The 24,261-nt window shown below is 69.9% G+C and carries 20 protein-coding genes and 2 pseudogenes; 9 read left to right on the top strand and 13 right to left on the bottom strand.

What is annotated here, in order from left to right; translation table 11 throughout:
* The first annotated feature begins 17 nt into the window (after positions 1 to 17).
* Positions 18 to 842 (top strand): hypothetical protein, encoded by an 825-nt coding sequence (locus ORI94_RS32120; protein ID WP_266082149.1) that lies wholly within the window; start codon positions 18 to 20, stop codon positions 840 to 842.
* 87 nt (positions 843 to 929) lie between these two features.
* On the opposite strand, the gene ORI94_RS32115 is transcribed toward ORI94_RS32120, so the two are convergent.
* The 3 genes from ORI94_RS32115 to ORI94_RS32105 all read right to left on the bottom strand — a co-directional run bounded on the left by ORI94_RS32115 (position 930) and on the right by ORI94_RS32105 (position 2,960).
* A complete protein-coding gene (locus tag ORI94_RS32115) occupies positions 930 to 1,865 on the bottom strand; it encodes an anti-sigma factor RsbA family regulatory protein (RefSeq protein ID WP_266082147.1) in 936 nt (311 codons plus the stop codon).
* Complete coding sequence (locus ORI94_RS32110) at positions 1,862 to 2,146, bottom strand: STAS domain-containing protein (RefSeq protein ID WP_266082146.1); 285 nt, start codon at positions 2,144 to 2,146, stop codon at positions 1,862 to 1,864. Before ORI94_RS32110 ends, ORI94_RS32115 begins: the two co-directional genes overlap by 4 nt.
* A gap of 409 nt (positions 2,147 to 2,555) precedes the next feature.
* Complete coding sequence (locus ORI94_RS32105) at positions 2,556 to 2,960, bottom strand: ATP-binding protein (RefSeq protein WP_266082144.1); 405 nt, start codon at positions 2,958 to 2,960, stop codon at positions 2,556 to 2,558.
* 267 nt (positions 2,961 to 3,227) lie between these two features.
* On the opposite strand from ORI94_RS32105, the gene ORI94_RS32100 reads away from it, so the two are divergent.
* The 6 genes and pseudogenes from ORI94_RS32100 to ORI94_RS32075 form a co-directional block, all read left to right on the top strand.
* Positions 3,228 to 3,758 (top strand): methanogen output domain 1-containing protein, encoded by a 531-nt coding sequence (locus tag ORI94_RS32100; protein ID WP_266082142.1) that lies wholly within the window; start codon positions 3,228 to 3,230, stop codon positions 3,756 to 3,758.
* On the top strand, positions 3,755 to 5,386 hold the full coding sequence (locus tag ORI94_RS32095) for a SpoIIE family protein phosphatase (RefSeq protein WP_266082140.1): 1,632 nt from the start codon (positions 3,755 to 3,757) through the stop codon (positions 5,384 to 5,386). The genes ORI94_RS32100 and ORI94_RS32095 overlap by 4 nt, the downstream gene beginning before the upstream one ends.
* An 86-nt stretch (positions 5,387 to 5,472) precedes the next feature.
* Positions 5,473 to 5,835 (top strand): annotated as a pseudogene (locus tag ORI94_RS32090) (DUF302 domain-containing protein); the annotation flags it as partial.
* A 660-nt stretch (positions 5,836 to 6,495) separates the two neighbouring features.
* The gene (locus ORI94_RS32085; RefSeq protein WP_266082138.1) at positions 6,496 to 7,374 is read left to right on the top strand and encodes a universal stress protein; all 879 of its coding nucleotides are present in this window, start codon (positions 6,496 to 6,498) and stop codon (positions 7,372 to 7,374) included.
* Between the two features lie 150 nt (positions 7,375 to 7,524).
* Positions 7,525 to 8,376 (top strand): DMT family transporter, encoded by an 852-nt coding sequence (locus tag ORI94_RS32080; protein ID WP_266082136.1) that lies wholly within the window; start codon positions 7,525 to 7,527, stop codon positions 8,374 to 8,376.
* Positions 8,377 to 8,467: 91 nt separating this feature from the next.
* Positions 8,468 to 8,986, top strand: a pseudogene (locus ORI94_RS32075) (universal stress protein); the annotation flags it as partial.
* An 89-nt stretch (positions 8,987 to 9,075) separates the two neighbouring features.
* Here the strand turns inward: ORI94_RS32075 and ORI94_RS32070 are convergent.
* From ORI94_RS32070 to ORI94_RS32060, 3 genes are all read right to left on the bottom strand, one after another.
* Positions 9,076 to 10,248 carry a cation:proton antiporter gene (locus ORI94_RS32070; RefSeq protein WP_266082134.1) on the bottom strand — a complete coding sequence of 391 codons (1,173 nt, stop codon included), beginning with the start codon at positions 10,246 to 10,248 and terminating at the stop codon, positions 9,076 to 9,078.
* A 4-nt stretch (positions 10,249 to 10,252) separates the two neighbouring features.
* Positions 10,253 to 10,777 carry a cation:proton antiporter regulatory subunit gene (locus tag ORI94_RS32065; RefSeq protein ID WP_266082132.1) on the bottom strand — a complete coding sequence of 175 codons (525 nt, stop codon included), beginning with the start codon at positions 10,775 to 10,777 and terminating at the stop codon, positions 10,253 to 10,255.
* A 640-nt stretch (positions 10,778 to 11,417) separates the two neighbouring features.
* Positions 11,418 to 12,179 carry a metallophosphoesterase family protein gene (locus ORI94_RS32060; protein ID WP_266082130.1) on the bottom strand — a complete coding sequence of 254 codons (762 nt, stop codon included), beginning with the start codon at positions 12,177 to 12,179 and terminating at the stop codon, positions 11,418 to 11,420.
* Positions 12,180 to 12,662: 483 nt separating this feature from the next.
* Between ORI94_RS32060 and ORI94_RS32055 the strand changes: the two genes are divergently transcribed.
* Entirely contained in the window at positions 12,663 to 13,670 is a 1,008-nt protein-coding gene (locus ORI94_RS32055) for a glycosyl hydrolase (RefSeq protein ID WP_266082128.1), read from the top strand.
* 45 nt (positions 13,671 to 13,715) lie between these two features.
* Here ORI94_RS32055 and ORI94_RS32050 read toward each other — a convergent pair whose 3' ends face one another.
* From ORI94_RS32050 to ORI94_RS32020, 7 genes are all read right to left on the bottom strand, one after another.
* Complete coding sequence (locus ORI94_RS32050; protein WP_266082126.1) at positions 13,716 to 14,393, bottom strand: alpha/beta fold hydrolase; 678 nt, start codon at positions 14,391 to 14,393, stop codon at positions 13,716 to 13,718.
* On the bottom strand, positions 14,390 to 15,784 hold the full coding sequence (gene manA, locus ORI94_RS32045) for a mannose-6-phosphate isomerase, class I (RefSeq protein ID WP_266082125.1): 1,395 nt from the start codon (positions 15,782 to 15,784) through the stop codon (positions 14,390 to 14,392). Before manA ends, ORI94_RS32050 begins: the two co-directional genes overlap by 4 nt.
* 144 nt (positions 15,785 to 15,928) lie before the next feature.
* A complete protein-coding gene (locus tag ORI94_RS32040; protein WP_266082123.1) occupies positions 15,929 to 16,939 on the bottom strand; it encodes a LacI family DNA-binding transcriptional regulator in 1,011 nt (336 codons plus the stop codon).
* Positions 16,940 to 16,979: 40 nt separating this feature from the next.
* Positions 16,980 to 19,457, bottom strand: coding sequence for a glycoside hydrolase family 2 protein (locus ORI94_RS32035; RefSeq protein ID WP_266082122.1), 2,478 nt, complete (start codon positions 19,455 to 19,457; stop codon positions 16,980 to 16,982).
* A gap of 47 nt (positions 19,458 to 19,504) precedes the next feature.
* Positions 19,505 to 20,326 (bottom strand): carbohydrate ABC transporter permease, encoded by an 822-nt coding sequence (locus ORI94_RS32030; RefSeq protein WP_266082174.1) that lies wholly within the window; start codon positions 20,324 to 20,326, stop codon positions 19,505 to 19,507.
* 68 nt (positions 20,327 to 20,394) lie between these two features.
* Entirely contained in the window at positions 20,395 to 21,360 is a 966-nt protein-coding gene (locus ORI94_RS32025) for a carbohydrate ABC transporter permease (RefSeq protein ID WP_266082120.1), read from the bottom strand.
* A gap of 132 nt (positions 21,361 to 21,492) precedes the next feature.
* Entirely contained in the window at positions 21,493 to 22,770 is a 1,278-nt protein-coding gene (locus ORI94_RS32020) for an ABC transporter substrate-binding protein (RefSeq protein WP_266082118.1), read from the bottom strand.
* A 350-nt stretch (positions 22,771 to 23,120) separates the two neighbouring features.
* On the opposite strand from ORI94_RS32020, the gene ORI94_RS32015 reads away from it, so the two are divergent.
* The gene (locus ORI94_RS32015; protein WP_266082116.1) at positions 23,121 to 24,134 is read left to right on the top strand and encodes an ROK family protein; all 1,014 of its coding nucleotides are present in this window, start codon (positions 23,121 to 23,123) and stop codon (positions 24,132 to 24,134) included.
* Positions 24,135 to 24,261: the final 127 nt, after the last annotated feature.

Here is a 24,261-nt window from a genome sequence, read left to right as displayed (position 1 = left end):
AGGAAGAGGAACGGCAGTTGCGCCTCAAGGGCGCCGGGGCCGCACCGTCACTGGTGATCGGACAAGCCACCTCCTTCGACGAGTACGCCCGCCAGCTGATGATCCCGCCGGCCGTCATGGATCTCGCGCGCAAGGCGGAGGACCTGCGCCTGTCCGCGTGGGAGGTCGAAGCGATGCGCAAACACCTCGCCCCCGCCGCCGAACCCGGTGACAAGGTGGGACTGCTGCGCCAGATCCTGGTGGAGAAGTACCAGCACGACCACACCCATCCGCCCTACATCCGCGTTGCCTGCTCCGGCCGGGGCGAGTACGACGACCTGGCCACCGAAGACGGCCATCTCCACCCCGGCGACCACCCGGAGGGTGACATCGGCTCGCCCGTGGTCCTGGAGATCTGGCCGGCGCAGCACTACTCGCCCATCCACTCCCACGGCCACACCACCGGCATCGTCTTCTGCCTCGCCGGCCAGCTCGACGTCATGGTCTACGAGCACCTCACGTGGGACGCCCGCAAGCTCGGCCTCCTCACCCTCACCCCCGGCCAGTGCGCCTGGCTCTCCAAGGACAACTACGCCGTGCACCGCGTGTACTGCCCGATGGAAGGCGGCGGCGGCACCACCGGCCCCGGCTACATGAACTCCAGCGCCGAATTCGGCGCCAGCTTCCACGTCTACCTCGACCCGGAGCAGACCGCCGCCCAGGACGACGACGGCGACAGCTACAACCGTGACGCCTTCGACTACATCGATGAGGAGTCCAAGGAGCGCCGCCCCTTCGCTACCGAGTCCGACCTCTCCTGGGGCGTCCTCCGCCGGGTCCTGGCCAACACCCCGATGACCTGAGCCCAGGCCCGACAGCGCCACCTGACAGAGGGCTGAGCAACTGTTGTCTGTTCGATCTTGAGCGGTTGACCCGCCACGTTGTCGTGGTCAGCCGGGGAGGTAGCAGCGAATGGTGGTGCCGTCGGGACCGGTGTGGATACGGACGAGGTCGGCGAGTTGGTGGACGAGCAGGAGTCCACGGCCACCGGGCTGCGTGGGATTCGGCGGACGGCGGCCGGCCAGGAGATCGGTCAGTTGTCCGCCGTCGTGGACCTCGCAGACGATCCGGTCGCTCTCGGCCCATATCCGCAGGATCCCCGAGCCGGCGCCGTGGACGACACTGTTGGTGGTCAGCTCCGCCACCGCGAGTTCCAGGTCTCCCAGGCTCACCCCGGAAACGCCCAGGGACCGCGCCCGGGACACGGCGAAGTCGCGGGCGTCGGGCAGTGTCTGGGCGGCGAAAGGGGAGGTCGCGGCGCCGAGTGGGGCGAATAGGGGCTCGTTGTAGTGGGCGATGATCTGTTCGGGACCGTAGGCGGTGGATTGTGTCTCGCCATCGGCGTCGATGACGACCGGGTGGGTCGCCAGAGCGTCGCTGAGGGCCTGCTCCTCCAACTGCCCGGCGTCGTAGGGGCACAGGATGGTTACCGCGCGCCCGGTGAAAGCCGCGTTGATCAGCGCCTCGTGCTGGACGCACGCCGGGTACTCGACGGCGGAACGCCCCTGCCAGATCGGCTCGCCGATGATGCGGACCCGGCGGGCGCTCGGCTGGGCGTCGGCGAACCTGCACAGCACGCTGGGGATGATGCGGCCGGGGTTGCGGCCGGCCTGGGTCATGTCGATGAAGCGGACCTCCGCCGCTCGCTCCCCCAGCCCCTCGCGGATCAGCTCCAGGCGATCCGGCGGAGCGGCGACGGCTGCGGGCTCACCGGCGTCCAGCCCTTCCCGCAGGAAGGGAACCGTTCCCGCGAGGTACTGGTCCGTGCCACGGTAGAAGAGCGCCGGGTGGACGAACGGCTCGTGCGAGGTGGCTGTGCCCGTCACGCGGCCACCTCGATCGCGGCAATCCCGGGCCAGAAGAGCTCGAGGATGCGTGGCAGTTGCGCCGGAGGTCGGTGCAGCACGATCCGCTGTCCCTCGGGGAGGCGCTGGGCGGCGACCGCCAGGTCCGTCACACCGGCCACATCCACGAACCTCACCCGGGACAGATCCAGGTGCAGCACGTCCGTACGACGCTCGGCCAGCTGCTTCAGCGCCTGCTGCCAAACGGTCCGTGTCCTCATGCCGATCTCCCCGATCGCCTCCAGCCCGGAACTGTCAGGCAACGGATTGATCTGTAGTGTCGCGCCACGTGGCGACGCGACGGGGGGCCCGCCCGCGCCAGGTGGGACATCCACGCCGTCCCCCGGCTTCCCGGGCTCGGCAACATGGCGGCCCCTGTCCATCACCTTGCACGATACCCGGTCAGGCACTGCCGACGGCCGGTCCGGGCAGCGGAAGAACACAGCCCGCAGTCCTCTCACGTCTGATGGCCCGCGCCTCTCACCCTGTGGGGGTTCCCGGCCGGGGAGCACCGGGGCCGGTCGGTCTGTTCGCCTTCGGCCAGTACCACCAGGCCGCACTGCCGGGCACGGGCCGGCACGAGTCCCGATGGGGCAAGCTGGTGGCAGGCCGTGCGACCCACCCGTCGAAGTCCTCTGCAGTGACGGCCCAGGTCCGGCGGGCAGGGCGAGCTCAGGAGTCGAGGCCGAGTTCGGCCCAGACCGTTTTGCCGGGGTGGCGTGGGGTGACGCCCCAGCGTTGGGCGAGTCGTTCGAGGAGTTGCATGCCGAAGCCGCCGGGCTCGGTGTTCTTGGTGGCGCGTACGCGCGGCCGGCGGTCGCCGTGATCGCTGACCGCGATGCGCAGCAGCCGGCCGTTCCAGGTGAGTCGGATCAGGGGTGGGCCGGCGCCGTGGCGGATGGCGTTGGTGATCAGTTCCGAGACGAGCAGCTCGGTGGTCTGGATCAGTTGGTGCCGGCGCAGCGGGCCGCCGGAACCTTCCATGCAGTCGCGGACCCAGTGGCGGGCGGCCGTGATGCTCGCCGTGACTGCGGGGAAACACGACTCACAGGATGAGATGGTCGGTTCGCCGTTCATGAGGTTCCTCCAGCGTGGTGGCTGTGCGCCCCGCCGACCGGCGCCGTGCACAACCGGTGACAGCCATACCTCGGGTTACCCCTGCCCGCCTGGTGAACCCTCTGTATCTGCCGGGTGACCGGCAGATCCTGTGAAGAGTCGTCCGCCAAGAGGTCGACGGGCTGGTGATGGCGGGCCGGAGGGTGCTGGCAGAATCAGATCCCGTCACACGAGATGAGGCCACGCCGGTCGCACTGCCGCCGTGACCCGAGGGCGAGGGGAGCCGGCATGGAACAGGTTTCGAACGTGGAGATTCCACTGGACCGTGACGTGTTCCTGCGGACTCTGGTGCGTGAGTTGGCGACGTCACTGGAGTCGGTGATCGGCCTGGAGGAGGCGTCCGGCTACGTCAGCCTCGTGGGGCAGGCCGTCGGCACGCAGATCGACGAGATGTACCTCAAGGCGCTGGGGGCCGACCGGCTCACAGGCGAGCAGGTGGCCGAGGCACTCGTGGATCTCAAGCGCCGCATCAACGGTGACTTCTACATCATCGAGCACGACGAGAAGAAGATCGTGCTGGGCAACCGGATGTGCCCGTTCGCCGAGAAGGTGGTGGGCCGCGAGTCGATGTGCATGATGACGTCCAACGTCTTCGGCACCGTCGCCGCCCGCAACCTGGGCTATGCGCGGGTGGAGCTGGAGGAGACCATCGCGCGCGGCGACGCCGGCTGCCGTGTGGTGGTGCACCTGGTCCCCGACGTGAACATCGAGACGGTGGGTGGCCGTGAGTACTTCGGTGACCGGGCTGTGGCTCCATGACCCTTGGCCTCTTCCGGGCCATCACCAAACCGCTGCCCCACCCGGTGCTGCTCTGCGGGGCCGACGGCCGCGTGCTGGCCGCCAACCCGGCGGCGAGCCGCTGTGACGACCGGCTGCGCCCGGGCAGCAGCCTGTTCGATCTACGGCCCGACGACAGACTGTGGCTGCGCCAACAGCTGGCTGTGTGGCTGCGCAGCGGCAGCCCCGTGCCCGGCGCGCTGGTCATCAAGGACGCTGACGGCCGCACGCAGCGGTTTCGCTGTCACGGGGCGCGGGCCACGTGGTGGGACGGCCCGCAGCCGGCCCTGCAACTGCATCTCGTCGAGGCGGGGGCGTCCAACCGGTTCGCCGTGCTCAGCCAGCAGGTGGAGGCGCTGAACCGAGAGGTTGCCTTCCGCCGGGCCACCGAGGTGGACCGGGCACGGCTGCTGGCCGCTGAACAAGCCGCCCGCGCCCAGTTGCAGCACCTGTACGACCTGACCGCCGCCCTGGCCGGTGCGGTCACCCTTGCGGAGGTTTCCCACGTCGTCAGCGAGGTGGCGCCGGCCGCCCTGGGTGCCACCGCGGTGGAGCTCTACCTGCACGCGGCACGGCTGGTGCCGCCCCTGCAGCCGGAGGGCAGCGGCCTTCCGGCTGACGCGGGCAGCTGGACCGACCTGGACCGGCCCTCTTCCTCGGACGGCTCGCTCCCCGGTGAAGCCGCGGATGCGGTTCCCCTTGCCCTGTCCCTGGAGGCGGACGGTGTCCACCTGGGCATGCTGATCGTCTACGGCTCGGACAGCTCCGCCGCTCCCGAGCACGTGACGGCCGTGGCCCAGCAGATCGCCCAGGCCCTGCGCCGGGCCGGGCTGCACGAACACGAGCACCAGGTCGCCGAACGCCTGCAGCTCAGCCTGCTGCCCCAGCTACCACACCTGCCCGGTCTGGAGACGGCCACCTGCTACGCCCCGGGCAGTGACCTGCTCTCGGTCGGCGGCGACTGGTACGACGTCTACGACGTGGACGCCGATCACATCGGCCTGAGCATCGGCGACGTCGCCGGTCACGGATTGCACGAAGCGACCGTCATGGCACAGATCACCGCCGCCCTGCGCAACATCGTGCCGCGCTGCGGCACCGACCCCGCCGCTGTCCTGGACGAACTCAACACCTTCCTGGGCCGCTACCATCCGGATCGTATGGCCACCGCCTGCTACCTGGTCTTCGATCGCCGGACCCGCACCCTGACCTACGCCAGGGCCGGCCATCCGCCGCCGCTGCTCATCCACGCCGACGGCACCAGTGCCTACCTCGACCACGCCACCTCACCGCCCCTCGGACCCGTCCGGGACGTCTGCTACCAGCAGGCCGACACCACCGTGACCGAGAGCGACACCCTGCTGCTGTACACCGACGGGCTGATCGAGCGCCGCCGCGAGAACCTCTCCGCAGGAATGGAACGGCTGACCGAGTTCGCCCGCACCACCAGCGGCCTGGACATCACCGAGCTGTGCGGCCGGTTCCTGCACCACCAGCCCGAGGCGGCGTTCCCTGACGACCGGGCCCTGCTCGCCGTCCGCTTCCCTCACCGGCCCGACCGCCCCTCCACTCGGCAACAGCAGGCCGCGCGGGCACGGAGGACGGCGTGAGTCCTTGCCCTCGGCAGGCCGGCGCCTGACAGGACAAGCTCGAGAAACCCACGAGGAACGCCCCTGCCGGGCGCTGCGACCGCACGATCCGCCTCGGCACGGCCTTCGCCGCTGCCCGCACCCGCGAGGCCCTCGCCGAACAGGGTTTCGGCATCCTCACCGGGGTCGGCGCCACCGCCACTCTCAAGGCCAAGCTCGACCACGACATGGAGAACCATGTCATCCTCGGTGCCTGCAACTCCCCGCTCGCTCACCGCGCGCTGGATGCAGACCGGACCGTCGGCCTGCTGCTGCCCTGCGACGTGGTCGTGCGCGCCGACGGCGAGGGCACCGTCGTCCAGGCCCTTGATCCCGGCATGACGGTCGCACCGACCGGTCTGGAGGCCCTGCAGCAAGCGGCCGAGGAAGCCACCCGCCGCCTCGACGCGGTCCTCAACCAGCTCACTGCGACCGGCGCGCGACTGACCAGGGCCTCTTCGGTACGCCTCGCAAGTCTCGCGAAGCGCGTCACGATCCTTCATGGTGGTTGTACGGGGTCTTGCCCCGCCTGGTGCGCCAGGTTGCGGGACGGAGAGGCAGCGGCTGGGACGAGGGGAGTCACGCGCGATGTCATCGCCACGGGTCGTTACCGCTGACGACAGCGTGCGCCCCCTTGTACCGCCGGTCAGCCCGCACCATGAAGGGGACCCGCTGGAGGAGGTGGCCGTCGGACGTCTGGAGGGCGCGACGTTCACGTCAAGGCATCCGATCGTGACCTGCGACGTCCCGGCGAGGGCTGGACGGCTGCAGGGTCTGGCCGCCGGATTCCGCTGTCCCCGCGCCGTCGTCGACGTTCCACTGCGCCACCCTCGGTATCCGTCGCCGCGGTGAGCTCGATCCCTGCTTCCCCCGGCCGGCTCGCACGACCGCACTCCGCGCCCCGGGTCCGGGGTGAGCAAGCGCTGACGGACATGTCAGGACCGCATGAGCATCATGAAGGCACTGGACGGCCGGGAGGAGCGAGAGGAAGTTTCCCCACCCTTCGCCGGTGCGCGGAGGCACGTCGCGTGTCCTGAGGCCCGCGGCCCGAGGAGGGGGCTTCGCCCCCGCTGTCAGAAGGGAGCGCGAGAATGTCCCGTCCTGTGACCGTAGGTGTGGACGGGTCGCCCGGGGCCGTCGCGGCGACCGGATGGGCCGCGAGGGAGGCGGTGCTGCGCGGAGTGGACCTGCGTATCGTCTACGCAGATCAGTGGCCGGGGCCGGCGACCGCACAGCACGGTCGCCCCGCAGCAAGGAGCCGCTGGGCCGAGGACCTGCTGGCCGAGGCTGCGGGAGCAGTGCGGCTCGAATACCCTTCTCTGGAGATCGAGACCCGCCATCGGTCCGGACAGCCCGCCGAAGTCCTGGCCGACGAGGCGTCCGAGGCCGGTCTCCTCGTGCTCGGCTCCCGAGGGCTGGGCGGGGTGAGGGGTTTCCTCCTCGGGTCGGTCGGCATGGCGACGATCAGCGTCACGGAGCGACCAGTGGTGCTTGTACGGGCACCGGGACGGTCGGACGCAGGGGACGGGGACGTCCCGGCCGGCCCTGCACGCGACGTGGTCGTCGGTGTGGACCTCGACCAGTTCTTCGCTCCGCTTCTCGACTTCGCCTTCCAGGAGGCCGTGCTCCGTGGCGATCGCGTCCTGGTCCTGTACGGGTGGTCGATCATGCCCGTGGTCCGTGACGCCTTGGCGCTCGTCGCAGCCGAGCGGGAGATGGGCCCCGACATCGTGCGGCGCCTTCGGGAAGCCCTGAGGCCATGGCGGCGGAAGTACCCTGCCGCCGAGGTCGCCGAACGATCGCCCTTCGGCGGCCCTGCTCGACTACTCCTGCACGCCGCGGACAACGCGGACCTCGTGGCGGTCGGCCGACGTGTACGCAGAGGGTCTCTGGGCGCACACATCGGATCCGTCACCCATGCCCTGATTCACCACTGCCCGGTGCCCGTCGCTGTCATTGCCCATGGTTGACGCCTTCTCCGCCCGGACCATGCCGTCGTCGAAGACCGTCGCGCGCACCGTGACGGCATCCGGCGTGCTCGTGAGACCAATGGGCCTCTTCAGGCCGCTCCCTCACGCGTTAGGCGTGGTCCGGCCCCCGGCGGTAGGGATTCTCGACCCGTGAACATCGTGGTCGCGGTGTCGAGTGCCCTGATGGCCGCCGTATGTTTCGGTATCGGGTCGGTGCTGCAGCACGAGGCGGCGCGGCAGGTGTCGATGCGGAAGTCGATGAGACTGCGGCTCCTGCTCGACCTGGGCCGCCGGCCCAGATGGCTGGTGGGGCTGGGGCTTTCCGTCTCCTCCTTCGCCTTCCTCGGGCTCGCACTCGCGTTCGGTCCCTTGGTGCTGGTCCTGCCGCTGGCGGCAACCGATCTCCTCTTCGCGCTGCCGTTCCTGGCTCTGCGGCGCGGGGAACCGCTGACCGGTTGGGAGAAGACCGGGATCGTCTGCACGGCGGGGGGCGTGGCGGTGTTCTTGACGGTGCTGCCGCTGTCTCCCGGGACCACGGCTCCTGCGGTCCATGACTGGGTGCCCGCGTTCGCGGCAGTCGTCGGTGTCGTGGCCCTGCTGGCTCCCGTGGGAGCGTGGCACCCTGGACGGTTGCGGACTGCCGCGTACGCCATCTGCGCGGCATTGATGCTGGCGCTTCTCGACGGCTTGGCCAAAAGCACGGCCAGCCGGTTCCGGACCGACGGCCTCGACGTGATCGTCCACTGGGAACCTTACGCGCTGATGGTCGTCGGGGTGACGAGTCTCGTTTTGTCGCAGAGCGCTTTCCAGGCCGGCTCTCTGGCCGTCAGTCTGCCGATCATCGACACCCTGGAGCCGATCGGCGCCGTCACGATCGGCATCGTCGTTTTCGGCGAGCAGCTCGCACTCACCGGTTGGGCCCTGACAGTGCAGATGTTGGGAGCGGCGGCGGCCGTGACGGGCATCGTGCTGCTGAGGCGGTCGCCGCTGGCCGCGGAATGACGGCCCACGCCGCAGTGGCACGGCCCGGCCCGGCGCCCCGGGCCGGGCCGGGCGTAGCCGAGGGCCTGCCAACCGGTTGGCCGTGTGGTGGCCGGTACTGGTCGTGTGTGAAGGCGACGACGAGGACGGGCCGGCGGTGGGCGTGGACGGCTCCGCCGTCGGCGAGCAGGCGATCAGGGTCGCCTTCGCGGAGGCCGCGCTGCGTGGAGCGCGGCTGAGGGCGATTCACGCTTGGACTTTGTGGAACGCGCCCTCTTCCGAAATTCACGAGGGCGCAGACACCTATACGGACCCGCCGAGTGAACTTGCCGAGGCGGAGGCACGGCTGGTGTCCGAGGTCCTGGCCGGGCGTCGGGAGCGGTACCCAGGGGTGAGCGTGGAGTCTCGGGTGCTGCGCAGCCAGACACGAGAGGCGCTGATCGAGGCCGGTCGCTCGGCGCAGCTGCTGGTGGTCGGTGCCCGGGGCCGCGGCGGGTTCGCCGGGCTGATGCTGGGGTCGGTCAGCCAGGCGGTCCTGCATCATGCGCACTGCCCGGTCGCAGTCCTACGAGGGGCCGCTGCGCGTTCACAACCGGCGACGGTGTGTCACCGCCGGCGAAGTCGGCGGTGAGGAAGCGGTGAGGAAGCGGACGGACCGGACGCCGCTTGCAGGCGCCTGACCCGCTGGCCACAGTGCCCCGTCGGGTCTTTGCCGGCCGTTCACGGCGCCCTCGCATGGTGGCGGGAGCGGGGCGTGCCCGCCGGACGCGTGCCGGCGAATCGGGTGATCACGGGCCCGGCCACGGCGAGCAACAGCACGTAGGCGGCCACCAGGGCGCTGAGCCGGTCCTGACGCGTCCCCAGGAGGCCGACGATGACGATGGAGAACTCGCCGCGGGCGATGAGGGCGGTCCCGGCCCGCAGCCGTCCCCGGCGTCCGGTTCCGTCCCGTCGCGCGGCGTACCAGCCGGAGGCCACTTTGGTCAGGGCGGTGACCAGGGCCAGGAGCAGGGCGGCGGGCAGTACCGGCAGCAGGGCGCCCGGGCGTACGGACAGGCCGATGGCGAGGAAGAACACGGCGGCGAACAGATCGCGTAGCGGACTGAGGACCTCGCGCGCCCGCTCCGCGGTCCGGCCGGTGAGTGAGAGTCCGACGAGGAAGGCCCCGACGGCGGCGGAGACGTGGACGGCTTCGGCGAGGGCCGCGACGACGAGCGTGACGCCGAGGACCCGCAGCAGCAGCTGCTCGGCGTCGGGGTGCGCCAGGAGCCGCCCCAGGTGATGTCCCCACCAGTAGGAGACGGCGAACGCGGCGAGTACCGCTGCGAGGGCGAACACGACTCCCAGCAGGGCTTGCCGCCAGGTGCCGCCGGCGGCGAGGACGGCAAGCAGCGGCAGGTAGGCGGCCATCGCGAAGTCTTCCAGCACCAGTACGGACAGCACGGCCGGGGTCTCACGGTTTCCCATGCGGCGCAGGTCGGTGAGGAGGCGGGCGATGATGCCGGAGGAGGAGATGTAGGTGACGCCGGCGAGCGCGAGGATGCCGGCGGCGTCCAGTCCGAGCAGCCATCCCGCCACCGCGCCGGGAGCCGCGTTCAGCACCAGGTCGACCAGGGCCGAGGGAAGGTGGCGGCGCAGGCTCACGGTGAACTCGGGCACGGTGAACTCAAGCCCGAGGACCAGGAGCAGCAGAACCACTCCGATGCCCGCCCCGGTCTGTACGAACTCACCGGCTGCCGGGATGGGGGCGATGCCGCCTTCGCCCAGTGCGAGTCCTACAAGGAGGTACAGCGGGACGGGGGAAAGCGCGTAGCGTCGCGCCAGTGCCCCGAGCAGGCTCAGCGCGGTCAGCATGATCCCCAGTTCCAACAGCAGGGCGATGGAGATCTTCATCTGCTCAGTCCTGGACGATCTGTTCCACTGCGGCGATTCCGTCGTGGGTGCCGATCACCACCAGGATGTCCCCGGCGCGCAGGACGTGCGCCGGTCCCGGCGAGGGGATGACCTCCTCGCCGCGGACGATCGCCACGATCGACGCGCCGGTCCGCGTACGCGCCCTCGTCTCTCCCAGCAGGCGGCCGGCGAACGGTGTCCCCGCGCGCACCTCGATCTGTCCGGCGCTGAGCCCGGGCACCTCCTTGGTGAGGTCGGCGAACCGCTCCGCGATGCGCGGGGCGCCCAGGATCTCGGCGAGGGTGCCGGCCTCCTCCTCGGTCAGCCGAAGCACCGCCCGCGCTTCGTCGGGGTCGGCGCCCTCGTAGACCACCAGTTCGAAGTAGCCCGAGCGGCGGGCCACCACGCCGATTCGGTCGCCCTCTTGGTTGACGAACTCGTACCGCAGCCCGACACCGGGCAGCAGCACCTCATTGATGTCCACGCACATCGCCCCGTCCATCGCCGATCGGATCCCGATCCTGAGCACGCCCTGCACTCATCGGCCCGTCGTGTCCAGGTATTCGGCAGGTGTCGGCGGTCGCTGAAGCGTCGGCGTCCCGCTGTACGCCAGGACGGATCCGGGCTGATGCCATTGTGGTGACGCCGGGCGGCAGGGGGCAGGGCCGAGCGGGTCCCCGGCGGGCCCGACGGCCCCTGGCCGATGCGGGCGGCCGGGGCCGGTCCTGGAAGCCGACAGCGGCCGCTCGCCGGTGGTCTTCCGGGATGGGGCGCGTGATGAGTGATCCGGTGATCGCTGGAGTGGACGGGTCCGTCTCCAGCCTTGAGGCGGTCGATCTCGCGGCGCGTGAGCGGGGGCCTGTCCCCGGACTGCGTCAACTGCCCGAGGACCGCGCCATCCTGCTGATCACGCACCGGCTCACCAACGTCGCCGTCGCCGACCGGATCGCGGACCGAGCAGTCAGGCGCGTTCCGGATCCTGCAGAGGATGATTCGTTCCCTGCGCGATGGCAACAACGCTGCATAGCTCGTTCCCCGGCACGCGTCTCCTCGCGCTCGGAACGGAGTGCAGCCAAGCGTGGAAATCCGTGTAGGCGACCTCGAAAACCGTCGACCGTGTCGCATTCCGCCCTGTCGATCATGATGCAGATCACACCCTTCGGGAGGCGTCATGGTGTGTGACTGCGTCCGTCCCGTGGGTCGAAGGCCTCGAGGGCGTCTGCATCGGTAGCTCGCGCGTGAAGGAAGTAGTCGGCCCATTCAGCGATTTCAGGGTAGGAGGAGTCTTGAGTGACCTGGGCGATGGCGGCCTGGATGTCGAAGTGCGTGGAGCGTAGTTCGACGCCGGGGCCCAGGAGCGCCCAGTGGGCCCCGGCCCGCCCGTAGGGCATGCCGACACTGCCGGGGTTGATCACGAGTCGGCCGTGGGCGAGGCGGACGAACGGCATGTGCGTGTGCCCGCAGACCACTGTGCGGGTGTCACTGTCGAGCCCGCTGAAGACCTCTCGCCAGCGGTCGAGGCGTGAGTCGACCAGGACGACCTCCTCATCGTCTCGAGGGGTGGCGTGGCAGAACAGCACCTTCCCCGGGCCACGCACTGGCAGAGAGAGTGATCGCGGCAACTGACCGAGAAGGTCGAGGTGTTCTTCGCGTAGTTGTTCGGCAGCCCATGGGGCGATTGGATCGGGGATCGAGTCGCGTTGACCGCGGCGGTGTTCGAGGAGTTCGCGGTCGGCGTTGCCGCTGATCCAGACGATGCGGTCGCCGAGACCGGTCAACAGGTCGAGGACCTGGGTGGGCTGAGGGCCGGCGGTGATGTCGCCGGTGAGCACGATGCGATCGGCAGCGCTCACCTCTGGTTCGGCGAGCACGGCCTCAAGGGCGGGCAGGACTCCGTGAATGTCGGACAGGACGGCTACTCGGTTCGGCATGGGCACCACCGTGGGACGAGGGCCGCTTGGAGGCGAGACCTTTTGTCGGTGACGCCGAGCAAGCCGTCCTTGTGCCCGCCGACGCAGCGCGGATTCTCGTCGACGGGCAGTCTGCACCTCACGGTCCTCCGGAGGCAGGCCGTCCCCTGGGAGCGTTCCTCCGGTACGCCCCAGGCATCGAACAGAGGGTGAGCCGCCGGAGCGCGCGCAATAGCGCCCGACATACAAGGGATCTGGCCGCGCGGAGAGCGTCGGCGGCGGCCCGTCACGGCCCGGACGTTCGAGAACGACCGACCGGCGAGCCGTGACATGAAACGCGCAAGGGGCATAAGGAGACACCTTCTCGACGACGTTCAGGAAACGTTAAGTAAAACATCCCGCAGGATGGTTGCAGAAGACGATCCACCCCATTGACGACTGCCTCCGCAGCGGCCACCTTGATGGCGAAGCGAATTCCGGTCGACCATGAAAGCTGGAATGTCCATGAGAAGAATGAGGCACTGCGTCGCCTTCGTCTCAACTGTTGCGGCTGTCGCCGCAGCAATCCTCGTCTGGCCTGCGACGGAATCCGCGCAGGCGTTCCCCTCCACCTCCAAACAGACGGTGCTGAACTACCTTCGCTCCATTTCCGGGAACCATATCGTCTCCGGTCAGCACAACAAGGAGCCGGCTTCCGCGCCCGGGCAGTACACGCAGCAGGTCAAGGACGTGACCGGGCAGTACCCCGGCCTCTGGGGCGGTGACCTGATGTTCAACGCCACCGATGTGGCCGACCGCCAGCGGGTGGTCGACCAGGCGAAGACCGAGTGGGCGAACGGCTCGCTGGTCACCCTCACCTGGCACGTCTGCCCCCCGACCGGGGGCAGCTCCTGCGCGTTCGAAGGCGGCGTGAAGTCGAACATATCCAGCGCTCAGTTCTCGCAGATCATCACCGAGGGAAGCGCCCTGAACAACGCCTGGAAGCGGCGCCTCGACGAAGTCGTCCCCCACCTCCAGCAACTGAAGAACGCGGGTGTTCCGGTCCTCTTCCGGCCGCTGCACGAAATGAACGAATCGTGGAACTGGTGGGGAAACCGTCCCGGAGCGAACGGCAGCGCGCGCCTCTATCAGATCACCCGTGACTACCTCGCCAGGACGAAAGGGCTGGACAATCTGATCTGGGTGTGGAACGTGCAGGACAATCCGGCGGGCGGCTGGAGCAACTACTACCCGGGCAACCAGTACGTGGATGTCGTCTCGCTGGACGTCTGGTACAAGAACCACCCCAGTTCCGCCGACTACCAGCAGATGCAAAACATTGCGGGGACAAAGCCCATGGCCCTTGCGGAGATGGGCAAAGTGCCGGACGCCGCACTGCTCGACAGCCAGCCCAGGTGGGCGTGGTTCATGATGTGGTCGGAACAGCTGCGAGGGAACAACACGAACGCCGAGATCCAGGCGGCGTACTTCCACCCCCGTGTGCTGAACCAGGGTGAGGTCGTGCTGCCCTGACGCCCGGCGCGGGCGCCGCGCGGCTGAGTCTGCCGACGGTGCCGGTCAGAGCCAGCCGCGCAGCGCCCGCAGGAACCCGGCCGGATCGTCACGGTGGACGGTGTGCCCGGCACCGTCCACCGTGCGTACGTGCCAGCCGCGACGGCTCAGTGCCCTGGCTTGTGCCGGCGAGATCCGCTCGCTGGGACCGGCGAGCAGGACGAGCGAGGGGACAGCGGGGATGTCCGGCAGGCCGGGCAGGTGCCGGAGCACGGTGACGGACGCGGGGTCCCAGGTGGCGAGCGCCTGCCGTTCTGCGGTGATGTCATCGTCGTGCCAGCGGGGATGGGCGGCGCGCAGCTCCCGCCAGGTGGCGTGTCTGCCGGCGCGCAGGCCGTCCAGGTCCCGGCTCCGGGGCACCCAGGCGGGGTCGCAGTGGACGGCGCGGGTGCAGCGCAGTCGCGGTACGGCGAGCAGCAGCGCGGCCGAGCCCAGTGAGTGACCGATGGCGAGGTCGGGCGCCACGGGCAGGGTGTCGAGCAGGTCGGCGGCGAGTGCGGCGGGTGTGCAGACCGGAGCGGGGCCGCTGGCTCCGTGGCCTGGCAGATCCACGGCGACGACCCGGTAACCGTGCTCGGCGATCGCCGGGGCGACGCGACTCCAGCCGCGCGAGTCCGACATGATGCCGTGCACCAGTACAGCCGTGCGAGGGCCGTCGCCCCAGACCCGGGTCGCGAGCCTCACGAGACACCGCCCAGGGGCGCCCGGGCCCGGTAGAGCACCGATGCCGCACCGGACACCGCACAGGGCCGGCCGGCCGGGACGAACGCGGCAGCACCCGCGGCAAGGGCCGGGCCCGCTTCCAGCAGCGCTTCGCCGGTGGGGCAGAGCAGCACCTGCGGTCCGGCGTCGGTCAGGCACACGGCCTCGGCGCCCACTTCGACGCGGGACAGAGCGAACTCCGTCGCCGAAGAGGCATAGTGTGCCTCACCCCTCACCCCCGTCGGTGAGGCACGTGTGACCGATGGTCGCGTCGCGGTCAGGCCGACGATCTCACTCAGGAGTCCGGTGCCGACGTGCTTGTCGGTCAGGTCGCAGCGGAGCACGTTGTCGGAGCTGGCCATGGTCTCCACGCCTGTCCCCCGCAGATAGGCGTGCGGCACTCCCGCCGCCGGGTACAGGGCTTCCCCTGCGTCGGGAGTGACATGGTTGAGCAGCAGTGCCGCGAGCAGGCCGGGGTCGTCGGGGAAGTCATCGGCCACGGTGGCGTACGCGGCGGCGGCCGAGCTCCATGGGCCGGGCGACGCGGCGAGCGCGGGCAGGGCGTCGGCGACGGCGCGCACCAGGCGTCGTGGCGCGGTCAGGGCCGCCTGGAGCGTGTACCCGAGGGAGTCCCGCTGCGGGTGGGAGCGCAGTGAAGCCGCCCGCCGTTCGAGTCCGGGCGCGGAAAGGGCGTCGAGCAGATCGGCTGTACGGGCAGGCTCGCGGAAGCCGCAGAGTGCCTCGAAAGGTCCCAGCGCGCACAGCAGTTCCGGCTTGTGGTTGCGGTCCTTGAAGGTGTGGTGAGGGGCGTCGACCGGTATTCCGGCCGCGTCCTCGCGGTCGTGGCCGGCCCGTGCCTGCTCGCGCGTGGGATGTACCTGGACCGAGAGCGCCCGGGCGGCTGCCGGCAGTTTGGGCAGGAAGGGCAGGCGCGGCCCGTGGGCCGCGTGGCTCGCCTCCCCCAGTTCGCCGACGGGGTCGGCGGTGATCGCGGCCGCCGGATCCGGGGTCCCGGGCCGGCTTGTGAGCGGTGACGGGGTGGCGTGGTGCGCGCCGAACCACAACTCGGCCTGGGGTTCCCCGTTGGGCTGTTGTCCGAGCAGGGCGGGGACCGCGGTGCGTGACCCCCAGGAGCAGGCGCGTACGACGGGGGCCAGCTCGGCGATCGCGGTCATGGGTCTCTCCGGGTGGTCGACGCCGCCCACGTTCTCGTCCAGGCCGAGCCAGTACAGGTGAGTGCCGGCGAAGCGGAACGGCTTGCCCTGGAGTGTCAGCGTGCTCCCGTCGCGCTGGACGAACGCGTCGGTGGTCCGGCCGCCCGGCCCGGCGGTGGCGGGGAACGAGGCGGTGGCTGCGACGACGAGGGTGCTCACCGCGAGGAGGGAAGCGAGGGTTCTTCGGCGGCTTCGGGGCACGGCGAACCTGCCTTTCGACCCAAGGGGGAGCAGTGGGAGAGAAGCGGAGCGGGGGGCCCGGGCGGGGTGCGCCCCGGGCCCCCCCGCTCCGGTGGCCTTCCGTCAGTCGGTGGTGTCGTGCGGGGGTGCGCTGCTGCCGCGGGGCAGCAGGACGGGTGTCGCGGCGGGGCCCGACGAGGGATTGCGGCGGTGCACGACGTCGAACAGCCGACGGGTGACGTCGGCGCCGAAGCCGAAGACGTCGTGGCTCATGGCGGACAGGTTCGGGTGCGTGAGCCGGCACAGCTGGGAGTCGTCCCAGGCGACCAGGCTGACGTCCTTCGGCACGCTCAGGCCCATCTCGGCGGCCACGGACAGACCGGCGACGGCCATGATGTCGTTGTCGTAGATGATCGCCGTGGGCCGCTCCCGGGAGGCGAGCAGCGAGCGGGTGGCGCGTGCGCCCTGCTCACCGGAGTAGTCGGTGGTGACGCTGCGGGCCGGCTCCAGGCCCAGTTCCGCCACGATCGCGTTCAGCGCGGCGGTACGGATCACGGTGTGGCCGAGCGCCGCATGGCCGCCCACTCGTGCGATCCGTCTGTGTCCGAGGGCGGCGAGGTAGCGCACCGCCTCGTGCACCGCGGCTTCGTCGTCGGTCCACACCGAGGTGAAATCGCCGGTCAGGGACGGATGGCCGACCGCCACGGCGGGCAGCCCGATCGCCGCCAGTTCTGTGATCCGGGGGTCGTTCTGCTGGATGTCGACCAGGATGGAGCCGGCGATCCGGCGGGACTGCCACCACTGGCGGTGGACGGCGATCTCCTGGTCGGTGTCCCGTACGAGGTGGAGCAACAGTGAGCAGCCGTGCTCCTCCAGGACGGACTCGGCCCCAGAAACGAACTCCATGTAGAAGGGCTCGAGCCCGAGCTGCCGCGCGGGGCGGGCGATGACCAGGCCGACGGTGTCCCCGGCGCCGGTCGCTGAACCGGACAGCTTGATCGCGGCCTGGTTCGGCACCCAGCCCAGCTCGGCCACAGCCGCCATGATGCGTTCACGCGTGGCCTCCGACACGCCTGGCCGGTTGTTGAAGGCCAGGGACACCGCTCCGCGGGACACACCGGCCCGGGCCGCCACGTCAGCGATCGTGACGCGCCCCGACCGGCGTGTCCTTGCCTCATTCACGGACTTCTCCGCCTCCGTTGACGCTGTACAGCGCCGCGCGGGCGGCCTCCGCATCGGGCTGCGGCCAGCCGGTGACCCGCCACGTCGTGCTCTCGCCGGGCAGGAGCGTCACACGCCCGTGGTCGGTGCGGGCGTGCGCGTCCAGGCGGTCGGCCTGGAGCAACAGGTCCCGCACGAGCCCGTGGGCCGTGGCGGTGACCAGCGCGCCGCTCTCTCCGTCCTCGCTGACACGGACGTCGTAGGAGGCGGCGGGGTAGGCGAACTCACGGTCCGCGCAGGCGAAGTGCACCGCACGCAGGCCCTCCGTGTCGGCGACGAGGAATTCCTCCCGCACGTCACCGAACCGCATCACCGACTCCGGCAGCCGCTCCAGCGCCACGCTCCGTGCTGCGGCCTTCAGCACGACCTCGGCCTGTGCCAGCACCGTGCCGTCCGCCCCGACCCGGCGGACGGTGACGGTGGTCTCCCAGGTCGCCGCACTCTGGTTGCAGCCTGCGAGCACCAGGTCGCCGTCGCGGTCCTGGATCGTCAGCAGCAGGTCGGCGTAGAGCCGGCGCATCTCGAAGTAGAGGGGCTTGAGCCGCCCGTCGCCGTCGATCGCCGCCCAGGACGTGACCGGCCAGCAGTCGTTGAGCTGCCACAGCACCGTGCCCGCGCAGCGCGGCCAGTGGGAGCGCCAGTGCTCGACGCCCGCGGCGACGGCGCGCGCCTGATTGAGCTGGGTCAGGTAGTGCCAGGTGTCGAAGTCGGCGGGCTCCGTGAAGTGCGGGGCGAGTCCCCGGTTCAGCTTGCCGTTGCCGTCCTCGGCCTTCTGGTGGTGCACCATGCCGGGGGAATCGGCGGTCAGCGGCCTTTCGGACAGGGCTCGTTCCAGCGTGGCGAGCGTCGGCGGCGCCTGCCAGCCGAACTCGGCGACGAAGCGCGGCACGGTGGTGAGGTAGTCGCTGTAGTCACGGCGGTTCCACACCTCCCACGAGTGCGCGGTGCCGTGGTCGGGGTCGTTGGGCGTGTGGTCCCACGATCCCGACCAGGGGCTGCCCGCCCAGTACGGACGGGTCGGGTCCGTCTGCGCCACGATGCGCGGCAGCAGGCCGAGGTAGTAGCCCTCACCCCAGGAGTCGCCCGCAAGGGCCTGCTCCCACTCCCAGTCGGCGAAGCCCCACAGGTTCTCGTTGTTGCCGTTCCACAGGACCAGCGACGGGTGGGGCATCAGCCGGACCACGTTCTCCCGGGCCTCGGCCTCGATCTCGGAGCGCAGCGGCTGCTCCTCCGGGTAGGCGGCACAGGCGAACAGGAAGTCCTGCCAGACCATCAGGCCCAGTTCGTCGCACACGTCGTAGAAGGCCCGGTCCTCGTAGATCCCGCCGCCCCACACCCGCACCAGGTCCACGCCCGCCTCGGCGGCCTGGGTGAGCCTGGCGCGGTAGCGGTCGGGCGTGACGCGGGTGGGGAAGGCGTCGTCGGGGATCCAGTTCACGCCCCGGGCGAAGACGGGAGTGCCGTTGACGAGCAGAGTGAAGGCGCTTCCGTGCTCGTCCGCGGACGTGTCGGCCTCGATCGTGCGGAAGCCGACGCGACGCTCCCACGTGTCCAGGGCCCGGCTGCCGTCAGCATCGCTGAGAACGACGGTGCAGCCGTACAGCGGCTGGTCACCGTAGCCGCGCGGCCACCACAGTGCCGCGTCCGGGACCCGTACCGTCACCGTGGCGGTGTTCTCCCCCGGGGCGACGGCGATCTCCGCGGACGCGTCCCCGACCGCGGCCACCAGCCGCAGGGCGCGGTCACGTCCGGTCGCCGTGCGGTCCAGGTCGACGACGATCTCGGCGACGCCGGTGCCGTCCTCGGCGACGGTGATGTGCGGACGGACCGCGGCCAGCCGGGCCGTGGACCACTGCTCGATCCGCGCCTCGCGCCACACGCCGGCCGTCACCAGCGTGGGGCCCCAGTCCCAGCCGAAGGAGCAGGCCATCTTGCGGATGTAGTTGAACGGCTCGGGGTAGGAGTTGGGCCGCTTCCCCAGCGCTGTCCGCACCTCCTCGGCTTCGCTGTAGGCGGAGGTGAAGGCGACTTCGAGCGGTGCGGGTCCGTCCGTCAGCAGTTCGGTGACGTCGAACCGGTAGGAGCGGTGCATGTTGCGGGTGCGGCCCAGCAGCCGGCCGCCGACATGGACGGCTGCGACCGTGTCCAGACCGTCGAAGACCAGGTCGGCGCGTTCGAAGGCCGTGTCCCGCCGGGGCAGTTCGGTCGCGTACGTCCAGTCGGCGCGGCCCACCCACGCGACCTCGTCCTCGTTGCGGTCGAGGTACGGATCGGCCAGCAGGCCCGCCGCCATCAGGTCGGTGTGGACGCAGCCGGGCACCTGCGCGGGCACAGCGGTCCCGGCCAGCCCCGGGGGCACTTGCTCGGGGGCGCGGCGGTCGGTGTCCAGGCGCAGTGTCCAACCCTGGGAGAGCGGGGTGCGGGCCTTCATTCGGGACTCCTTGTGAGACGTGGTGCGGGGCGCGGTGGGCGGGCGGGTCACTTGCTGGAACCTGCCGCGAAGCCGCTGTAGATGAAGCGCTGCAGCGCCAGGAAGACGATCAAGGTGGGCACGATCACCAGGATCGCGCCGGCGGAGATGGTCTCCCACTGGGCGCCGAAGGGGCCCTTGAAGCGGAACAGGGCGGTGGAGATGGTGCCGAGTTCGGGATCGGGCATGTACAGGAAGGGCACGTAGAAGTCGTTGTAGACGGCGATGCCCTTGACGATGACGACGGTGGCGATGGCCGGCCGCAGCATCGGGAGAATGATCTTCCGGTAGATCGTCCAGGAGTTGGCGCCGTCGATGCGCGCGGCCTCGTCCACGGAGAGGGGAATCGACCGGATGAACTGCAGGAAGATGTAGATCGAGACGATGTCGGTTCCGGTGTAGAGCAGGATGGGTGCCCAACGGGTGTTGAAGGCGCCCAGATCGTCGATCACCTGGAAGGTGGCGACTTGTGTCGTCACACTGGGGACCAGCGTGGCCAGCAGGAAGAGGCCCATCACCAGCTTCTTCGGACGGAACCGGAAACGGTCGATGGCGTAGGCGGTCATCGAGCCGATCAGTACGGTCCCGGCGGTGGAGACCACGAGGATCAGCGCCGTATTGCCGAACGCCGCCAACATCGCGCCCTGTTCGAAGGCGGTGGCGTAGTTGGCGAAGTTGGACCAGTCGCCGGGCAGCGACAGCGGGCCGTCGTTCACTATCTCCGACCGCGTCTTCAGCGAGGTCAGCACAACGACGCCGAGAGGCACGAGGACCACGGCCGACGCCAGCAGCAGGGACAGGTACTTCAAGGCGACGGCGGTCCGGAACAGGGCGCTGCGATCGCGGCCCGGACGCCGGGCGGGGACGGTGGTGCCGGTGGTGCCGGTGGTGCCGGTGGTCACGAGAGTTCCACCCTCTCCTCGGGGATCAGCCGGCGCTGGACCCAGGTGATCAGCAGGATGAGGATCAGCAGGACGACGGCCGAGGCCGAGGCCAGACCGACCTTGTCGAACTGGAAGGCGAGTTTGACCGTCTGGATGACGAACGTCTCCGTGCCGTTGGCGCCGCCGGTCATGATGTACGGGATCTCGAAGACGGCCAGGGAGCCGGACACGGCGAGGATGAAGCTCAGGCTGATGATGGGCTTGATGCCGGGCGCGATGATGTGCCGGAACTGCTGCCAGCGGTTCGCTCCGTCCAACTGCGCCGCCTCGTACAGGTGCGGCGGGATCGACTGGATGGCGCCGAGGAACAGGACCATGTTCAACCCCATGAAGCGCCACACCGACACCCCGGCGAGTGAGGGGTTGGCCAGGTCCGGGTCGCCCAGCCACAGGTGCTTGCCGTCCACGCCGATCAGGCGCAACAGTGTGTCGAGGGTGCCGTCGGGCTGGAAGAAGTACAGGAACACGAATCCGACGGCCACCCCGTTGATGAGGTAGGGGAAGAACAGCAGTCCCTTGAACAGGTTGCGGAACCGGGTGTTGAAGCTGAGGACCGTCGCGAAGTACAGGGCGAGAGCGATCTGCACGACGGAGGCCGCCAGGTAGAAGCCGCTCACGAGGAAGACCTCGAACCGGGCGGGCCGCGTGACCAGGTCGGTGTAGTTCTCCGCGCCCACGTAGGAGCGCGTGGGGCTGACACCGTCCCAGTCGGTGAAGCTGTAACCGATCATCTCGGCCACCGGGAGGTAGGTGAACATCACCAGCAGCGTCAGGGGCGCGGCCAGGAACAGCCAGGGGGTCAGGGCGGCGGTACGGCGGCGCCTGCCGGTGCGCGGCCGGCCGGCGCCGGACCCGGGAGGCGGAGCACTGCGCCGGCCGACGGCGTGCGCCGGGGCGCGGGTCTTCTGGACAGCGGTCATCTCATGGTTCCTCGTGGTGGGTTCCCGGTCGGGCGTACTGAGCGACGACGGCACGGCGAGCGACGGGGGCACGTGGAGTCCCGGTGCGCCCGGGACGGGTTCTCCGAGCGTTCTCACCGTGCCGTGGTGCGGTCAGCCGCCGAGGGTCTGCCGAGCCTCGGACCACTTCCCGTTCAACTCGTCGAAGTAGCTGTCCATGTCCCCGTCGGCCGCACCGCGGGCGACGTCGACCAGCTTCTGCCGGTACTCCTGCGCGGTGATCCCGATCTCCGACGCCTTGTCGATCTCGTTGACCCGGGCGCGGTTCTTCTGGTGCTGCGGAATGGTGGTGACATCGTTGTCGGAGAACGCCTTCAGCGTGTCGGGCAGCGGGGCACCCTTCACGGAGGAGATGGATCCTTCGGCCGCGGCCTGGCCGGACTTGGTGATGTACCAGTCGATCCACGCACGGGCGGCGGCCTTCTTGTCGGAGTGGACGTTGACCGCGTACTGGTAGTCGGGACGCAGGACCGAGCAGAACTTCCCGTCCTTCTGCGCGGGGAACGGCATGAACCCGATGTCGTCGGGGTTCTCGCCGGCCGCCTCCGCCGCGGCGCGCATCTGGGAGATCGCCCAGGAACCGAGCCACATCGAGGCGACCTTGCCGGTCCCGATCTGCGCCTTGGAGTCTTCCCAGTTGGTCGTGGTGGGGTCGGGTTCGCTCAGCTTCTTCTCGACGATCGTGTAGAGCAGCTTGTCGATCGTGTAGAGGTCCGAACCCTCGGTCCAGGGCTTCCCGGTCGTCGCCAGCGCGTCGTAGGCACCGGGATCGCACTCGGGAGAACCGACGGCGTTCGTCCAGTTGGTCAGCGGCCAGCCGTCCTTGTAGTTCGTGTAGTACGGGACGGCGCCGGCCTTCGCCTTGATCGTCTCCAGGTCCGCGACGAACTCCTCCGGCGTGGCGGGCCAGTCGGTGATGCCGGCCTTCGCCCAGACCGCCTTGTTGTAGACGAATCCGTTGGCCACGCCGATGTTGGCCAGGCCGTAGACCTGACCGTCCACGGTGGCGTGGTCGGTGTAGTCGAACTTCGCCGACAGTTCGCCGGCCTGGCCCAGCGGCGCGAAGAAGGTGGGGTACTGCTCGACGGACAGGGAGTTGGGGATCAGCAGGACGTCACCGTACTTGTCGGTGTTCATCCGGATCTTGGTCTCACCCTCGTAGTCGCTCAGGCCCTCGAACTTGACCTTCACGCCCGGGTAGACCTTGCGGAACTCCGCGGCGTACTTCTCCAGGGTGCCGTCGGATATCTGGTCCGTCCGGTTGGTCAGCACCGTGATCTCGCCCGACACCTTCGCCGGATCACTCGGCGGAGCGGCGATTTCGCCACGCTCGTCGCCCTCCGAACCGCTACAGGCCGTGGCTGCCACCATCGTTGCAGCCACAAGAAGCACCCAACGTCTCCGCATCCCCGCCACCTCTCATCGCGAAATGTCGACGCCAGGCCGAGGGGAACGCCACATCGGGCACCGAGGCCCCGGCCTGGTGAGCGCTCAACATAGACGTGACTTCGCGGCAGTGTCCATAGACCGGTCTAGATTGATTTCGTTGATTCTCAGGGCCCTGAACTGCGCATTTACTAAACCATGACTAAATCTGGTTCGGCTTGGAGACCTTGTCCGCAGGAGATGCGCACAGCCGTGGACATCGTTGTCATACTCGTGCTCCGATGTGACGGTGTCCTGACCCGGCCGTACGCACCACCCTTCGGAGAGTCATCACTGTGAGTAGTCAGCAACTAGTCGTCCCAGCCCCGGACGATGTCCTGATAGCTGCCCTCGACATAGGGGGAACCAAGATCGCGGGTGCGCTCGTCACCGCGGCCGGCACTCTCGTCCACCACCTGCGCCGCGCCACCCCGGCGCAGGAATCCGCGGGCACACTCCTCGACGCCGTGTACCAGGTGGTGAACGCCCTGGCTGCCGCCCCGCTGTGGGAAGACGTCCGTGCACTGGGCATCGGCAGCGCCGGCCCGGTCGACCTGGCGCATGGATCCGTCAGCCCCGTCAACATCCCCGCTTGGCGGGACTTTCCGCTCGTCGAATCCGTCAGCGCGCATCCGGCACTGGCGCACAGGCCCGTCGTGCTGGCGGGCGACGCGGTGGCGATGGCCGCGGCCGAGCACCGCCACGGTGCCGCACGCGGCCACGAGGACGCACTGTGCCTGGTCGTGTCCACGGGCGTGGGCGCCGGTCTGATCCTCGACGGCCAAGTGCGCCACGGTCTCACCGGCAACGCCGGTCACCTCGGGCACATCAGTGTCGACTTCGACGGCGAGCCCTGCCCGTGCGGTGCGAGTGGTTGCCTGGAAGGCATCGCCAGCGGTACGGCCATCACCCGGCACGCGCTTTCGCTCGGCTGGCGGCCGCCTGCGACGGCGGACGCGTCGGCGGTCGCGACGGCGGCCCGAGCCGGTGACACGGCCGCCGTCGCCGCGTTCGACCGTGCGGCCCGCGCCCTGGCAGCCGGTATCGCCGCCACGGCCGCACTGGTCGAGATCGACATCGCCGTGGTCGGCGGTGGCGTCGCCCAGGCAGGCGATGTGCTCTTCTCTCCGCTCAACCACCACCTGCGGCGCTACGCGGCGATGCCGTTCCTGCATCATCTGCGTGCCGTACCGGCCGCATTGGGTCCTGATTCCGGCCTGGTCGGCGCAGCGGCCCTGGCGGAAGCCGCAGCGTCGGGCGCAACGCGCAACCACCGGCAAGCCGTACGGCCGGCGGTGACACGCTCCTGACGCACCCTCATGAAGTGCGTCAAGTGGGCGTCAAGACACCGTTGCGGGGGGCCCCCCCCCCGGGGGGGGGGGCCCCCCCGCCAGCCCCCCCCCCCCCGCGGACCGGGCCCCAAAGCCGGGCGGGGGG

The sequence above is a fragment of the Streptomyces sp. NEAU-W12 genome (assembly GCF_026242095.1).
In the GTDB taxonomy this organism is placed as follows: domain Bacteria; phylum Actinomycetota; class Actinomycetes; order Streptomycetales; family Streptomycetaceae; genus Streptomyces.
Note: the sequence above shows the minus strand (reverse complement) of the source record. Positions and strands in the feature narration are given on the sequence as shown.